Origin of the sequence: Methanofollis formosanus (assembly GCF_019633745.1) — an archaeon.
Taxonomy (GTDB): Archaea; Halobacteriota; Methanomicrobia; order Methanomicrobiales; family Methanofollaceae; genus Methanofollis; species Methanofollis formosanus.
Genome location: NZ_CP037968.1, coordinates 2398190 through 2414326 on the forward strand (window position 1 = coordinate 2398190; position 16137 = coordinate 2414326).

At 63.6% G+C, this 16137-nt stretch carries 13 protein-coding genes; 7 read left to right on the top strand and 6 right to left on the bottom strand.

Annotated features, from left to right (window positions below):
* Nucleotide 1: 1 nt before the first annotated feature.
* From E2N92_RS11055 to E2N92_RS11070, 4 genes are all read right to left on the bottom strand, one after another.
* A complete protein-coding gene (locus tag E2N92_RS11055) occupies nt 2-1372 on the bottom strand; it encodes a Coenzyme F420 hydrogenase/dehydrogenase, beta subunit C-terminal domain (RefSeq protein ID WP_220681214.1) in 1371 nt (456 codons plus the stop codon).
* Complete coding sequence (locus E2N92_RS11060) at nt 1369-2922, bottom strand: oligosaccharide flippase family protein (RefSeq protein ID WP_246589199.1); 1554 nt, start codon at nt 2920-2922, stop codon at nt 1369-1371. The genes E2N92_RS11055 and E2N92_RS11060 overlap by 4 nt, the downstream gene beginning before the upstream one ends.
* 507 nt (nt 2923-3429) lie before the next feature.
* Nucleotides 3430-3882 carry a DUF5814 domain-containing protein gene (locus E2N92_RS11065; protein WP_220681215.1) on the bottom strand — a complete coding sequence of 151 codons (453 nt, stop codon included), beginning with the start codon at nt 3880-3882 and terminating at the stop codon, nt 3430-3432.
* Entirely contained in the window at nt 3879-4472 is a 594-nt protein-coding gene (locus E2N92_RS11070; protein ID WP_246589201.1) for a DUF2150 family protein, read from the bottom strand. The genes E2N92_RS11065 and E2N92_RS11070 overlap by 4 nt, the downstream gene beginning before the upstream one ends.
* Nucleotides 4473-4624: 152 nt before the next feature.
* On the opposite strand from E2N92_RS11070, the gene E2N92_RS11075 reads away from it, so the two are divergent.
* Genes E2N92_RS11075 through thiI form a run of 3 tightly spaced genes read left to right on the top strand, consistent with a single transcriptional unit; the run spans nt 4625 to nt 6923 of the window.
* Nucleotides 4625-4963: a NifB/NifX family molybdenum-iron cluster-binding protein gene (locus E2N92_RS11075; protein WP_220681217.1), complete on the top strand. Its 339-nt coding sequence runs from the start codon at nt 4625-4627 to the stop codon at nt 4961-4963.
* Nucleotides 4964-5005: 42 nt separating this feature from the next.
* Nucleotides 5006-5734 (top strand): ATP-dependent sacrificial sulfur transferase LarE, encoded by a 729-nt coding sequence (larE, locus tag E2N92_RS11080; RefSeq protein WP_220681218.1) that lies wholly within the window; start codon nt 5006-5008, stop codon nt 5732-5734.
* A 1-nt stretch (nt 5735) separates the two neighbouring features.
* A complete protein-coding gene (gene thiI, locus E2N92_RS11085) occupies nt 5736-6923 on the top strand; it encodes a tRNA uracil 4-sulfurtransferase ThiI (RefSeq protein WP_220681219.1) in 1188 nt (395 codons plus the stop codon).
* An 802-nt stretch (nt 6924-7725) separates the two neighbouring features.
* On the opposite strand, the gene pscS is transcribed toward thiI, so the two are convergent.
* Complete coding sequence (gene pscS, locus E2N92_RS11090; RefSeq protein WP_220681220.1) at nt 7726-8910, bottom strand: O-phospho-L-seryl-tRNA:Cys-tRNA synthase; 1185 nt, start codon at nt 8908-8910, stop codon at nt 7726-7728.
* On the bottom strand, nt 8907-9089 hold the full coding sequence (locus tag E2N92_RS11095) for a hypothetical protein (protein WP_220681221.1): 183 nt from the start codon (nt 9087-9089) through the stop codon (nt 8907-8909). Before E2N92_RS11095 ends, pscS begins: the two co-directional genes overlap by 4 nt.
* Before the next feature lie 116 nt (nt 9090-9205).
* Here E2N92_RS11095 and E2N92_RS11100 point away from each other — a divergent pair, with 116 nt between their 5' ends.
* The 4 genes from E2N92_RS11100 to E2N92_RS11115 are packed head-to-tail and all read left to right on the top strand — an operon-like array spanning nt 9206 to nt 16115.
* Entirely contained in the window at nt 9206-10354 is a 1149-nt protein-coding gene (locus tag E2N92_RS11100; protein ID WP_220681222.1) for a metallophosphoesterase family protein, read from the top strand.
* Entirely contained in the window at nt 10341-13520 is a 3180-nt protein-coding gene (locus E2N92_RS11105; protein ID WP_220681223.1) for an AAA family ATPase, read from the top strand. The genes E2N92_RS11100 and E2N92_RS11105 overlap by 14 nt, the downstream gene beginning before the upstream one ends.
* A complete protein-coding gene (locus tag E2N92_RS11110) occupies nt 13517-14542 on the top strand; it encodes a DNA double-strand break repair nuclease NurA (RefSeq protein WP_220681224.1) in 1026 nt (341 codons plus the stop codon). Before E2N92_RS11105 ends, E2N92_RS11110 begins: the two co-directional genes overlap by 4 nt.
* Nucleotides 14517-16115: an ATP-binding protein gene (locus E2N92_RS11115; RefSeq protein WP_220681225.1), complete on the top strand. Its 1599-nt coding sequence runs from the start codon at nt 14517-14519 to the stop codon at nt 16113-16115. The genes E2N92_RS11110 and E2N92_RS11115 overlap by 26 nt, the downstream gene beginning before the upstream one ends.
* Nucleotides 16116-16137: the final 22 nt, after the last annotated feature.

Sequence of the window (16137 nt, forward strand, 5' to 3'; positions counted from 1 at the left end):
GCTAATTGCTCTGTACCTTCCTCTGAATATACCGTAGAATTCCAACCGGGAACGCAATAATCTTTGATATCTGTCTCCCAGTTGCCAGCCATCTCAGATCTGGTTGCATTACATCTCGGAGGTGTGCCCTGTCCTGTTCTCCATTGATCCAGAGGTCACGGCTTGCAACCCGCATCCTCTCCTTTACGACGACTTCCTGTCTTAGGAAGGGGTTCTTCGCCCTCTCCGGCTTTACTCGTTTTTCCGGTACCTTTTTTTCCTTCATCCGATCAAGATCCAGCTGGTACGCCAAATGACGCCTCTTAATAGCCACAACACCTGCTTGGCTCTGCACTACCTCCTCAACAGCGATAGGATCGAGGCAGATCCCCTCCCCCCGCTTGATCACCTCCTGTATCAGCGGCGATCGCACCAGTACAAGACTCGTCCCCCGACTATCCTTCGAGAATTCAGGCAACCAGGCATCCATGCAGGTGACGTCCGCACACTCGGCAAAGACATCGTCGCAGTAGTTGCAGGCGTTCGGCGTGAACCACCGGTTCGTCCAAGCCTCGGCGATCCCCTCATTCCAGAAGATCCTCCGCTCTTCGCCGTCTGTACTTGTGAAAGAAAAGTAGAAATTACTCGCCGGTTGATCGGGGCTCTTCCCACGGTATCGCACCGCTGTCACCTCTCCCTGCACCCCGGCGAGGGCGGCGATGTAGTCGGTGAAGTGCCTGCTCTTCAACTGCCCGCAGGTGAGGCCGACGGTGACGACGATCCGCTCCCGAAGTTTTTTGTTCCGCTGTTGGGCAAGTCGGATCGCCTTGAGGAAGCACGGCAGGCCGGTGATGGCGTAGCGCCCCGGCACGTCGAGGATATGCCTGATCACCCCAGACATCTCCACCGGGTAGTAGGCGGAACCGGCCCCGGTGCGCACGTCCTCCGCGGTGTCGAAGACGCAGAAGGCGAAGAGTTTGTCGGGACCGCCGGTGGGGGCGACGCAGACGACGTGTTCGACGACACCCTGGGTGAGCAACGTCTCTAGGAGCCAGGTGGCCATACCGCCTGATGCTGAAGTCGGGCGGTGTCTCTCCGAGTAGCCAACGTAGGTGGCAAGGTAGTAGCCGGTCTCTGAGCGGTGCTGGATGCCTGGTACACCGCCATAGAGTTCTCTCCCGATCGTGTCCTCGTTCTCTTCGTGGTCGGCGAAGGGACAGGTCTTCAGGCAGAGGCCACACTCGGTGGTGCAGGGCGAGACTTCGATGGGGCTGTACTCGCCGTACCGATTCCATTGCATCGCCAGTGTTCCTGCAGGACAGAGGGCGGCGCAGAGGCCGCAGCCTATGCAGAGGTCGTGCTCGACGACATTGGTAATAACAGATGGCTTCATACAATCATTCTCCTGAACGCCGGGGGGAGGTAGGACACAAAGAGCCCGCGTTCAAATCCGTTGAGAGCGAATGCCCAGGTTCCCACAAGATAGATGAGGGTGATGGCCGCGCCGGCGACGACAAGCGTCACCATGGTGGGAAGTTGGAGGACAACGCCCATGGTTCCTGCCGCGACCCCAATGAGGACAGCCGCCGCGATCCCAGGGATCAGTGACCGGGTGAAGGTGTGTATGTCCACCCCAAGGATCCGGGTCGCGTACCAGGGGGTGAAGAAGGTGTTCTTCAGGGTGAGGACGATCGCCCCCGCGGCTGCGACTCCGTAATATCCCCAACCTGTGAGGAGGGCCAGGGCGATCGCAAGGCTGAAGTTCCCAATTCCCATGACAAAGGTCACGATCCCCGGCACCCGCACCTGGTTATAGGCAACATTGATCGAGAAGAGGGGCAGTACCGCGAGGTTGACTGCGAGGTGTATGGTCAGGAGGATCATTAACGGCCCAAGAGAAGCGAACTCTTCCCCCACCCAGACGGTGAGGAGTTGGGAGCCAAGCCCGCAGACGAGACCGATCGGGAGTGCCATGGCAAGCCCCATCAATTTGACGGCGCTTTTTGAGACCTTGATCAGGGTCTCGGTCTGGTTCCTGGCATAGCAGGAGAGGATGGTCGGGGTGAGCACCCCAGAGAGCACCCCGGCGACTGCACGGAGAAGAATGACCCACTGCAAAGCGATCGCGTATTCTCCTGCAGACGTCGCCCCGAAAAGCATGTTCACGACGATGAGATCGATCTGGAGGAAGAGGAGGGATCCGATCTGGTTAATGACTACCCACCACCCCATCTCTCCGAGGTCCTTCACTCTCGTGCGATCGAATGCACGGAGCGAGAGATGGAGGTGTGGGCAGACCTGACGAGCGAGAATAATAGACACCACCGAGGCCACGACCGCCCCGGCGAGGTATGCTCCGCCGATGAGGGCGAGGTCTGGGCCGATGAGGGCAAAGAGGAGGACGATCAGTCCGGTCTGGACGATGAGGTTGGTGAGGTTGACGAGGTTCTGGAGGTCGAGGCGGTTGTAGGCGAAGAGCTGGACCGTGAAGTTCCCGCTCCAGGAGCGGATCAGGAAGGCGGTGGAGACCCCGAGGAAGAGGAGGATCGCACCGGTCTCCTCCCCTGCCGGGACATGGAAGATTGCTGGGGCAAAGTACGCAACCGCAAGGGCGACTGGGACCATCAGGAGGATGACCGCGGTGAGCCCGAAGAGGGCGGTGTTGAAGGTGCGGTTCGCAGCCGCATAGTCTTCACGCTGGAGGTCGACAGTAAGAAACCGGGAGACCGCGGTGTTCAGAGACTGGACGACGATCGCCACGTACCCGGTGACCGAGGTCGCGAGGGGGATGAGCCCGTAGGCTGCGACCCCGAGGGTATTGATGAAGTACGGGACCAGCAGCACCCCGATGACGACGTTTGCCAGGAAGTAGGCGATGTTTGCCGCGAGGTTTTTAGGGAGTTGGGCCGCAAACCCCTTTTCCGGGCTATTTTCTATATTCAATCTTCTTACTCCAAGACCTGCTGATCTGAATAAATCTCTGTCAAAATATGATTATTGTATTTATTGTATCATTTTTTAGGTTTGTATTTCTCAAATATTTTTGGATATCACAACCATGGACATCATATTATGATGTGTGGGCATATTATTGGAGCATATCCCAAAACTCCCTAAGGTCTGAACACCCCCTCGAACCGAAGCGTTTCCTTCTAAGAATTCTGAACTCTATCCTCCACTGGGATGCAAGCCACCCCCCCGTCCCCCGCATCAGGATAGGACTGGGGACGGCAACCCCTCTTCATGATCTCCTCTCTGCCTTCCTGTCCCAATCGCAATCTCAGAAGATAGGGGCGAATGCCCTGGGGCGTATGGTATGGAAAGGCACGTCAACCAGATGCCCCCCCACCCTGTGAAAGAAGCGTTGCTCTGGATAATGTTCGTGTTGTGGGCCTGAGGCCTCAGTTCATGGTTAATTCAAAGAGTTTCTAAAAAGAGATTGTGAGCGCCTTACCGCTCAACAGCCCTGATATGGTCGTCGGTCTTCTTGACCAGGTCTGTCTTCCCCTCGATCCGTGCGACCTCGCGCACCACCTCGAGGGCGTGGACCGTCTCCTCCAGGAAACCAAGAATATCCGCCGGGAAGACCTCGATCCCGTACTCCTCCAGAAGCGCCTCGCTGATCTGGCGGTGATCGAGCCCGGTCTCCCGGTATTCGAGGATCGTCTTCGCGAATTTTCGCTCAGGACAGCCACAGTTGGGGTTGTCTTTGCACTTACAGGCGAGGAAGTCGTGGTGGATATTGAGGAGTTGCTCCCTGATACGCTGAGGGAGGGAGCGGTTGGTCATCGCCGGCGGGACCACCTCAAGAAACGCCGAGTTGAAGACACGGTCGGGGATGCGGACCCCGATCGCCCGCTCGATCTTTCTGGCCGAGCGGAACCTCGCCTTCTCAGCGATCACGACGCGTCTCCGGGCTCTTCGTCGAACTTCTTGAGCGACTTCACTGCATCGACCATCGTCTCGATCTCGGCAAGCCACTCGTCGAAGATCGTCGGTTCGGTCTTGCTCTTCAGGAAGGTCGCGCTCCACTTGCCGCCGTCGATGATCTGGGCACCGATCCGGCCAGTGATCTCGAGCGCGGCCTCGGGGTCCTCTGCGGCGACCTCCCGCCCTTCTTTCACCAGGGCTTTCGTCTCGCCTTCGAACGCGCCCTCAAGGAAGGTCTTGCACGAGGCGAAGAGGGCGATCAGGGAGAGCTGCACGCCGTCGACGATCTCGGCGATCTCGTCATCCTCGGGGAGCGGCTGCATCACGATGACCTCGACGCCTTCCAGTTTTTCGAGCGTCTCTTCCTTCGTGAACCGGCCGTTCTGATACAGTTTGACGATCTTGAGCACCGAGATCGTGATGTCCTCGACGAAACTCTTGAGCACCTGGAAACCCTCGGGCATCTCCTCGCCCTCTGTGTCTCCCTCGAAGTCGGATTCCCTGAGCGTTGCGAGCCAGTTATTCCAGCGCTCTTCGCTGTAGAAAATGTAGAATAACTTCATTGGCTCCTGATTCTGTCCCCTCTTCTTGGCCATTGCAATAGAGGTAGAATACCCCGAATTAAAGAACTTTCTATAAGTGAAGAGCGGTCCGGGGTTCTTTCCCTTCGGTCGGTGGAAAAGTGCTTTATCTGATGTGGAGGATAGAGGCCTGCATGGAAATTGTTGTCGCAACTGACGGGGCAGGGGGGCTTGATGCGATCGCTGCCACCGACTTCGGGCGGGGCGAGACCTTCACCATCGTCTCGACCGAAAATCATGCGATCGGCGCGGTCAGGGTCGTCGAGAACACCGGGCGCCGGGCGGCGCAGGGCGCCGGGATCGTCGCGGCCGAGCAGGTGGCCGACGAGGGCGTCGACGTGGCGGCCGCCGGTCACTTCGGCCCCCATGCCGAGGAGATCCTCGGCGAGGCCGGGATCGTGATCGCCCTCGTCCCGAAGGTGACGGTGCGCGAGGCGGTCGAGCGCATCCTGACCCGCCTGGAAGAGGAGTGATCTCCCCAATCTTCATCACCTCAAAACGCCCACCCTCAGGGCATGCTTCCCGACTGTCTCCTGACGTATCTGAGGACGCACGCCCCGCTCGTCGTCGCGCTCTCGGGCGGGACCGACAGCGCCGTCCTTCTGGCCGCGGCGGTGAGGGCCGGTGTGGAGGTGGCGGCGGTGACCGTGGACACCGGGCTTGTCCCGCCCGAGGAGGTGGCGGTGGCGGCCAGGGTCGCCCGGACGCTCAGGGTGAGGCACGAGACGCTCGCTGTCGAGATGCTCGCGCGGGAGGCCGTGCGCGAGAACACTCCTGAGCGCTGCTATGTCTGCAAGAGGGTGATGATGGAGCGGGTCATCGCGTGGGCAGAGGCGCATGGCTACCGGTACGTCGTCGACGGCACCCATGCCGGCGACGACCCGGCCGGCCGTCCCGGGGTGCGGGCCCTTGCCGAACTCGGGGTGCTCAGCCCGTTTGCGGCCTGCGACATCGGCCGCGAGGAGCTCCTTGCGCTCGCCGACGCATGGGGGGTCGAGGTGCGGCCTTCCTCCTCGTGCATGGCCACGCGCATCCCGACCGGGACCGTCGTCACTGTCGAGGCGATGCGCCGGGCGCATGAGGCCGAGGAGTTCCTGCGGCGCGCCGGGATCCCGGGCCGGATCCGGGTGCGGGTCGCCGGGCGGTCGGCGAAGGTCGAGGTGCCCGCCGGCTACGAGGAGCAGGCGCGGACCCTTGTTGCCGGGGTGCGGGCCGTCGGATTCGATGAAGTAGAGGTGGTCTGAGATGGGAACGGTGCTTGTACGTTTTGGCGAACTTTTTCTGAAAAGCGAGAATGTGCGCCGGCTGTATCTGCGAAAACTCCAGCATAATATGGACCTGGCCCTCACCGCCTCTGGGGTCGAGCACGAGTTCGAGGTGCACCGGGACCGTCTCCTGGTCCATGGTCCGGACGCCGCGGCGATCGCGCGGGTGGCGGCGCGGACCTTCGGGCTCGTCGACGTCGCGGTCTGCACCCAGACTGGGCCCACCATTCCCCAGATGGGCGCGGCGGCCTTTGCCCTGGCGAGAAGACATCTGCGGGCCGGGATGAGTTTTGCGGTGCGGGCCAGGCGCCAGGATGTGGAGGGGATGACGAGCCAGCAGATCGGGGCCGAGGTCGGGTCGGTGATCTATGATGCGATCCCCGGGCTGAGAGTCGATCTTTCCTATCCTGACTATGAGGTCTTTGTCGAGGCGCGACCGTACGGGGGCCTGGTGTACGACGAGCGGGTTCCGGCGCCCGGGGGTCTTCCCTTCGGGACGCAGGAACGGGTGCTCTCCCTCCTCTCCGCGGGGATCGACTCGCCGGTGGCGACCTGGCAGGTGATGCGGCGCGGGTGCCTGGTCACCCACCTCACCTTCGACGGCGGGCGGTGGCAGGGAGCGGACGTCCGCGACGCCGTCCGCCGCCACCATGCCGCCCTCTCGACCTGGTGCATGGGCCATCCCCTCGACCTCCTGGTCGCCGACATGGAGCCCTTCTTCGAGGCGATGACCGCCGCCGCCGACCCCCACTACCGCTGCCTCCTCTGCAAACGTTTCATGTTCAGGGTGGCAAGCGGCGTCGCCGGGCGCGAGGGCGCCCTCGCGCTGGTCACCGGCGACAACCTCGGCCAGGTCGCCTCCCAGACCCTCGCCAACCTGGGCGTGATCGAGGCGGCGGCCGACCTCCCGGTCCTCCGCCCGCTTCTCACCTACGAGAAGAACGAGGCGGTCGCCCTCGCGCGCCGGATCGGTACTTTCGACGAGGACGCCGGCGACCTCTCCTGTGCGGCCGTGCCGAAGCGGCCGGCGACCCAGGCGAAGCTCGCGATGATCGAGAAAGAGGAGGCGAAGTTCGATCTCGACGGGCTGGTGGAGGAGGCCGTCGCCGGGGTGAGAAGGGTCAGGGCGAAGAACGGGGTGATCGTCAGGGAAGACAAGCGGGCCTGATCCAGATCTGGATCGTTCTCCGGGGGGGTGGGGCCCCGGCTCCTTGGGGGGTGATGGGCCGCATGGAGAGGAGGGGCATTCACCCTCAAATACGGCCAGATTGGTCCTCTTTTCAGGATCGCCCCTCAAATTCCGGGCCGGATCGGGCTTCTTTTTCGATCTTGCCATAGAGACGCTTTCTCGTGCAACGCTGGGAGGGAACCGGGTCTCTCAAGGTCCCAGAATGGTCCCTATGATTGGCAGTAATGTTGACCCTCAGGGCCAGTTGGTACGCCCCTGGAAGGGGTGGAAGAGGAGGCAGGATTGGGATGGGATTTCAAGGAGGTGGGGGGGTGTAGAGTTCAACGTGAACCTGCGTTTCAAGCATACGCGGTTGAATATTCTCGTTGGTATCTGGCGTGTGGATCCTTGCTCCCTCTCTGGAGCAGGACGCCACATGGGACCATCACGTCATTGCCGCCCCCGCCTATCCTCACCGCGGGGTGCAACCCCCCGGCACGAGCTTGCCGGAAGGCACGTCGATCAGACAGGCCGCCCGCATCGCAGACTCTTCTCCGCAGTCTCGCACCGGGGGGTTGCACCCCCCGGACCCCCCACGACGAGGATAGGTGGGGGCGGCGATTGAACAAGGTCTCCACCAGTTCTCCTGTCTTGAAACGAGAGAGCAAGCGACGATAAATTATCATCCGGTATTCTTGAGGCGTGCTTTCGTCTCATGCGCGATTCTATAGGGTCTGCGAATCTTTTCCAGAAAAAAAGAGAATCTGCACCGTTCCCATCAGGGCCGGCACATATGGTGCGCTTACGGCGAGACGATCGAGAGACCGTTCTCCTCGGCGATCTCCGTATAGGCCTCTGCCACATACTCGGCCTGGGCGCGGGAGATCCCGTAGGTATTGAACTTCCAGACCTTCGTCGCCCCCGGAATCACGCCCATGATCCCCTTCTTCTTCAGGGCGGAGGAGAGGAAGAACCCCCGCTTTTTGTGGGTCTCCGCGACCTTGTCGAAGGAGCCGGAGGTGTCGACCCTGGTGAGGGTGTGCCGGCGCGGCATCTCCGACCTGATCTCGGTACCCTCGATGGACCTGAGGGCATCGACGACGAGACGGCTGTTTTCGAGGTGCTCGTCCCAGTGCTGCACCCGCTCCTGCACATGCGGGAACGAGGCCATCATCCCCATGAGGGTGACGCCCATCAGGGTGCAGCCCATCATCTCCACCTCCTTGATCCCGAAGGTCCGGCCGGTGAGGTCGCCCTTGATCTGCGTGGTCCTGAAGACCTCCTCGGCCCGCTCTGAGGTGGTCGCCAGGACGCCGGACGGCGCGGGTGCGGCCATGCTCTTGTGGCCCGACCCGACCACGAAGTCGGCGCCCAGGACCTTGCCGTCCACCGGCATGATCCCGACCGTGTAGGCCCCGTTGACCAGCACCGGGATGTCGTGGCTATGGGCGACGCGGGCGATCTCCTTCACCTCATGGAGGTTGCCGTACTGGTAGTCGACCTGGTCGATGAAGAGGAGGACCGGCGAGCGGCCGAAGGTCTGTTCCGCCTCCTCGATCCTGGCCGCTGCGGCCTCGGCGGTGATGATGTTCTGATCGTTCTTCGGGATCTCCAGCGGCACCCCCCCGGCATTCTCCACCGCGATGAACTCGGTGTAGTGGGAGAGCCCGGTGAGCATCACGGGATCGCCCTTCTGCACATATGTCCCTGCGACCGCCTGGAAACCGCGGCGGGCCCCGGGCACCACCCGCGCCTCGTCCATCCCGACAAACTTTGCGAGGTCCTGGTGGAAGTCGGCGATCGGTGGTTTCTGGATATAGTCGAGCCTGAATGGTTTTCTGCAGTTGTCGCAGACCGAATAGCCGTCGCCATAGGCGATGACCGCCTTCATTGCGTCGGCGGTCAGGCGTCCCCCGGCCTGGATGGGATCGATGTTGATGTACATCTCCTCCACATCGCGCAGGTCGATCGCGGCGGTGCACTTCACCTGACCAGCTCCTGCTCGATGATCTTCACCTGCTTCTGCAGTTTTTCCACCTTTTTGGCGACAGATGCCTGCTGCTCCTCGTCGAGGTCGTGCGTCGGCGCGGTCTCCCGCATCAGCGCCCGCAGGTCGGTGAGGAGGAACATGGCCTGAAAGATTGCGTCCACGGCCCGCTGCGTCATAGAATCACCACCCTCATATTGTGCCCCCGCCATAAATAGTGGTGACGCTCTCCCCTTTACTTTCGGGGTGCGGAGATCACTCCTATATATGACGGCAGAACGAGGGATCAGTGGGCATGAAATGCGTTCATATCGCCGATACACACCTGGGCCTTGCGGCCTTCCATACGATCGACCCTGATACCGGGATGAACCTGCGGGAGCGGTTGGTCTACGAGAATTTTCTGGCGGCCGTCGACGCGATCATCCGCGTTCGCCCCGACGCCGTCGTCCATGCCGGCGACCTCTTTCACCAGGTCAGGCCCAAGACCCGGGCCTACACCACCGCCCTGGAGGGGCTTGAGCGTCTGGCCGCGGCCGGGATCCCGCTCCTCGTCATCGCCGGCAACCACTCGATGGCGAAGACGCGGTATACCCAGTCCCCCTTCGCCGTCCTGGAGTATCATGGCGCCGAGGTGCATGCCGCCTACAAATATCGGTACGAGGCGGTGGAACTGGGCGACACCCTCTTTCACCTCATCCCGAACATGCTCGAGGCGGGCGACTACCGGCGGGCCTTCGACGAGATCGCCCTCTCCCCGTCAGGCCCCAACCTCATGGTCACCCATGGACTGGCGAGCATGGTCGCCGAGAAGAAACTCCACACCATCGCCGAGCACGAGATCGACAGCACCATGATCTCGGACGCCTTCGAGTACATCGCCCTCGGCCACTACCACGGGCAGATCTCGGTCGGGGCGAATGCATGGTACAGCGGCTCCATCGAGCACTGTACCTATGGAGAACTCAGAGACCGGAAAGGGGGTCTGGTGGTCGACACGCAGAGCGGCGAGGTGACGCATCTCGACCTCCCGAAAACTCCCATGTACGACCTCGGCACCGTGGAGGGCGCGGGGCTCTCGGCCCGCGAGATCGTCGATGCCGTGGCCGGGAAGGTGGAACAGGTCGGCGAACCTCACGCGATGTGCCAGGTCACGATCGCCGGGGTGGACCGGGAGACCCTCCGTGCGGTCGGCAGGATCGGCACCGGCGACTGTGCCGGGCACCTCCTCGACCTGAAGGTCAGGGCCGAATGTGCCGAGGAGGACCGGCCCCGCCTGGGCTCCGAGGACCTCGCGGGCGTCGACTATGTCGCCGAGTTCGGGCGGTTTCTTGCAGAGAAACATCTTCCCGGACCAAAACACGACTACGCCCTCAAAAAGGGAGAAGAAGTGTTGAAGCGGGTGATCAGGGAGCACGCGGAGGGCGACGATGCTTCTGCATAGACTGGTCCTCCGCAACTTCAAGCGGTACCGCGAGGAGGAGATCGGGTTCCGCGACGGGATCACCGGGATCGTGGGGAACAATGGGGCAGGAAAAAGTTCCATCACTGACGCGGTCCTCTTTGCGCTGTATGGGGTCCAGGGCGGGGTGGACGCCGAGTACGTCGTCTCGTCCTTTGCCGGTCCCAAGGACCGTTGCGAGGTGCGGCTTGAGTTTGCGGCCGGCGGCGAGGAGTACGTCGTCCAGCGTACCTTCAGGAAGACGGCCGGGTCGACGCAGCATAAGGCCTCGCTCTTCATGCTCGGCGGCGAGAAGCAGTTGGCCGAGGGGGTGAGCGCCGTCGCCGCCGAGGTGCAGCGAGTCCTCGGGATGGGGCCTGCAGACTTCAGGAGCACGGTCTTCGCGGCGCAGAAGGACCTGCTCGCTCTCCTGGACGAGCGCCCGGCGGCGCGGAAGGAATGGTTCATGAAGATGCTCGGGATCGACTACCTCAAGGAGGAGGGGCAGGCGGTCCTGAAGGCCGAACTGGACAGTGTCGAGGCCGAGATCGTGAAGGCCGGCGGCGCCCTCTCGGTCATCGACGAGGAGAGCGTTCAGGAGGGCCTTGAGGCATGTCGGGCCGCGGTGGCCGGGGCCGGAGAGCAGGTGAAGGCCTGTCATGAGGCCCTCTCGGCCCTTCGTGCTGAGGCCAAAGAGGCGGGTGCCGAAGTCGAGACCCTCGAGGCGGCCGAGCGGGAGGCGATCAGGCTTGCAGAGACGGAGGGTGCCGGCAGGAGCGAGATCGACCGCCTGAGGTCGAAATCGGCGGCGCTGGAACGCGAGGTGGAAGCGGTCTCGAAGAACCTCGGCGATTACGAAGCCCTCGCCGCCGCGGAGACGGAGTATGAGGCGATCGTCTCCACCTACGAGGAGTGGAGAGGGCGCAAGCACGACCACGACCTCCTTGTGGAACGCCAGAACGCTCTCCAGGCCGAGAAGGTGCGGGAGGTTGAACGGCTCGACGCGCTCTCGGCCGCCCTCGGGCGACTCGACGCCGACGCCGCCCGGTGCCGGGAACTCGAGCCCTCGGTCACGCGGCGTGAAGAGGTGCGAGGAGAACTGGAGACGCTGAAGGCCGACGAGGAGCGGCACCGTCGCCTCTGTGAGGCTCTTCGTCTGGCAGAACAACATTTTTCCGGGGTCGAGAGGAGGGCGGCCGGGCTTGGTCGGGAGGTGTCGACGCTCAGGCAGAAGGACACCGAGCGCGCCGCCCTCGAACCCGAGGTCGCGAGGTACGACGAGCGTCGCCGTCTCAAGGAGGTGCTTGATGCGGCGGCGGTCCACCACCGCGAGGCCTCCCGCCTCCGTGAGGAGGCCCGGTCGGTGAGGGCTGAGCATGCCACGCTGGAAGACCTCATCCGGAACCTCCGCCGCGATGCAGCGGCACTCGGCGACCCGGCCATGGCCCTTGAAGAGGCAGAACAGCGGCGTGCGACGCTCGCCTCGGCCCTCGCCACCGCCAGGGCCGGCCGCGAGGCCGCAGCCGACCGGGATGCATCGGCACGGGCGCACCTGCAGGAGATCGAGGCGCTCGGCCCGGAGTCGTGCTGTCCCACCTGCCACCAGCCCCTCAGGACGCACTATCCCGACCTGGTCGCCGGCCTGGAGGAGGAGGCCGCCGCGGCCGAACAGGAGGTCGTCGCCCTGGACGTCGAGATCGCCGGGACCGAACGTGAGCGAGTAGCGGTTGAGGAGGAGATCGCCGACATCGCCGGGCGGTGCCGCACTCTCCAGGGGCTTCAGGTCGAGATCGCTGCTCGAGAAGAAGCCCTCGCCGAACGGGCCCGCCGGTGCGACCTCCTTATGGCCCGGTGCGAGGCCGAGGACCAGGCGGTCGCCGCCCTCGGCATCGGTGCCTACGATCCCGAGCGTCATGAAGAGGTCGTCAGGGACCTCGCGTCCCTATCAGAACTCAGGGCCCGGTATGACCGGCTGTCAGGAGAAGCCGCGGCCCTGCCCGGGAAATTCGAGGCCCTTGACGCCCTTGACGCCGAGGGGAGCACGGCCCTCCTTGCCGTCGAGGTGGCGCGGGCCGACTGTGCGGCACACCCCTATGACCCGACCAGGAAGGCCGGGCTCGAGGAGGAGGCCGGGCGCCTGGAGGCGCTCTGGCAGGAGTACGTCGCGGCGAGGGCCAGGGGGGAGGGCCGGCAGAAGGTGGAGGAAGAGTACGCCGCGGTGAAGACGGGCCTCGACCGTCTGGACGGGGCACTGGCAGGATGCACTGCGGAGATGAAGGTCCTGGACTTCGATCCTGAGACCTATGCCCGGCTCGGTGAGGAACGGCGGGCGGCCGAAGAGCGGCACCGCAGTTATCTTTCCCTGGCCAGGGAGGCGGCCCGCCTCCCTGACCTGAAGAACCGGCTCTCGACGCTTGCGTCGGAGACCGGTGCGGCCGAAACGCATCTCGCCGGGGTGCTGGCGGCCCAGGAAACTCTGGGCTTCGACCCCGACCGTCTCGCCGGCGTGCGTGCCCGGGCCCGCACCATCGCCGAAGCGGCCCAGGCACAGCGGGAAGAGGTGAGCAGACTCCAGGCTGAGGTCAGGCATCTGAAGGAGCGCGAGGAAGAGCTGAAGACAAAAGTGCAGCAGGCCCGTGCGATCAGGGCCGCGATCACCGGCTTCGAAGAAGAACAGGAGAACCTGAAACTGACCCGCACCCTCCTCTCCGAGTACACCACCTATCTCCTCGGGGTCGTGCGCGGGCACCTGGAAGGCGTCGTCGGCGAGGTGCTCGGCGAGATCACCGACGGCCGCTACGACACCGTCACCTTCGACGACGACTTCACCCTCATGGTCAACGACATGGGCGCCGACTACCCGGCCGCACGCTTCTCAGGCGGCGAGCAGGACGACATCGCTATCGCCCTGCGCATCGCCCTCTCCAGGTACCTGGCGGCCATGCGCGGGATGGGCGACCCGGCGGTCCTGATCTTCGACGAGATCTTCGGGAGCCAGGACGAGGAGCGGCGGACCAACCTGGTCCGGGCCCTCAGAACCCAGGAGGCCCACTTCCCCCAGATCTTTTTGATCTCGCATATCGCCGAGGTCCATGAGGAGTTCGAGACGACCCTCCGGGTCGAACCCGGTCCTGGCCCGGAGAGCCATATCGAGGAGGCGTCCCGGTGATCCCCCTCGACGAGCGCGACCTCGCTGGGGTGCTCGGGTATCTCGGGCACATTCGTCCCGCCGACCTCTCCTCCAGGTTTGCGCGGGCCGGGGGATATGACGTCTCGTCCTTCACCCCCTGCGGTGAGGAATGGGACGGCTACCTCTCGGCGGTGGACGGGAGCAACGCCATGGTGCTTGAGAGCGGCAGTTTCTCGGTCGCGCTGGCCCGGGCCGTCGAGACGACCTTCTCGGGCGGGCGGCGGGTCCATGCCGGGGAGACGTCCCTGCGGGCCTTCAGGATCGGCCCGGAGGCCGAGAACCCGGCCTATGGCGATCTCTATGCCGAATGTTTTGAGGACGCACCACTCAAGTCCCTCGAGAACGAGGACCGCTCCCGCGCCGCGGCGGTCTTCAGGGACACCCTCGAGTACGCCACCGCCCTCCGTCTGGCCTCGAACCTCGATGCCGGCGACGTCCTTCTCCTGGACGGTGCACTCAGGGTCGACCACGAGAGTCTCCGCCCGGTCCTCCTCAGGATCCTGAGAGAAGCCAGACGGCGGGGCGTCCTCGTCGCCGCGGTGACCAAGATGGCGGCGTCCACCTGGGGCGGCGGCGTCCCCCTCGTCCCGGCCGCCGCGGCCCTTGCCCGCGACCTGGGGGTGCGGGGGCCGTGGTACCTGGAGGTGCCCCCGGAGGTCATGGACGCCGAGCGTTACCAGGAATGGCACTTTGGCGACACCTATGTCGCCTCCCTCCACCAGAAGGCGCCCCTGGCCTTCAAGGTGGAGGTCCCGGAGGGTGCGTCGTCTCGATCGGTCGAGGCCACCTTTGCCGCCCTCGCCGCCTATGCCGACGACGGCAGGGTCACCGGCTACCCCTTCCCCCTCTTCGACGCCCACCGCCTCGTGACCATCGGCCTCGACCAGGTGGAGCAGGTCAGGCAGACCCTCATCGGGGCGATGAGCCGGCAGGGGATGACCGGGAACGAATTCCAGGCCTATTTTGGTGATATCCATGACAGATTTGCATCCTATCGATAACGACGACTCGGCGAAGTACCGGCTCATCGGCGAGAGTGTCCTCTCGTATCAATTCATCGTCCCGCACGACGCCAGGATCTATCTCGGCGACCTGCTCAAGATCGCCGACGAGACCAAGGGCCTCACCTTCTATGCCAAGGTGAGCGAGATCTGCCATGCCTGCAACTTCGCCGATCCCCGGTGGGACACCCGGGCCTATGCTGGCCGGTTCTATGTGATGGGCGAGGACGTCTTCCTGGGGGTGAAGGCGGCGCCGCTCGGCTACCTCGACGAGGGCGGGAAGTTCAGGAAGCCGAACACTCTCCCTTCCAAGTTCTCCCGGGTGGTCGCCGACCCCGATGCCGCGGACTTCGCCTTCCTCAGGAAGGAGATGGGCGAGATCGAGGTCGGGCTTCTCAAAAACGGTCTCGGCGTCGTCGAGGGCGTTCCGGTCGCCCTCCATGCGAAGGTGATGGCCCAGCACATGGGCGTCTTTGCGACCACCGGCATGGGCAAGAGCAACTTCATGAAGGTCTTCTCCGCCTCCTGCATGAAGGCGCGGGAGTTCGGGATGCTCATCGTCGATCCCCACGGCGAGTACGCCACCGGCGGACGTTCGTCCACCGGCGACCCCACGAAGGGGCTTCTCCACTACACGGCGGGCCGCGACGGGCTTGCGGTCTTCACCATCGACCGGAAGAAACTGGAAAAGTACCACCTCAACCATCTGTGGCTCGAGTACGACGACATCAGGGCCTCCGACCTGAACATCCTCTTCGACCATTCCGGGCCGCAGCACGACGTCCTCGAACTCCTCGGCGACGTGCGGGGATCCGACCTGATCGCGTTCTTCGAAGAGACCGACTTTGCGAACTTCGACGCCGGGACGTACGAGGGCCGTTTCAAATGGATCGCAGAGCAACTGCGCACCTCCCATCCGGGACCGCTCAACGTCCTCAAGCGCCACTTCGAGATCCTGACCCGGAGCAACGCCCCCTTCTTCAGGAAGGAAGGGTCGTCCATCCCCGAGATCGTCAGGGCCCTCGATGAGAACAAGGTCGTCCTCATCGACATCCCGACGATGGGAGAGAGAAGCGAACTTTTCGTTCTTTCGGTGATCACCCGCCAGATCATGGGGCGCCACCGCGAATGGGGGGTCGACAAGGAGGAGAGGCCGCCCCAGGTGCTCATCGCGATCGAGGAAGCGCAGCGGGTCCTCGGCACCGGAGGCAGGCAGACCCAGATCTTTCGCGAGGCGGCGATGGAGGGGAGGAAGTTCGGGGTCGGGCTCTGCGTGGTCACCCAGCAGCCCAAAAACATCGACCCGCGGGTCCTCGCCCAGCTCAACACCTTCGTGGTGATGGGGCTCGGCGACCGGGGCGACCGCGACATCATCGCGAGCAGCGCGAAGCAGGACCTCTCCCAGATGGACACCGAGATCCAGACCCTGGATACCGGCGAAGCGGTCATCTCCACCCTGAAGATTCCCTTCCCGGTGAGCACGAAGATCCACGCCTTCGACGGATATATCGGGACGTTGAACCGGGAGGCCAGGCGCCCGATCGACGACGGACTGAAACGGGGTTTTTTCTGAAGAAGTTACTGTCAGTGTGAAG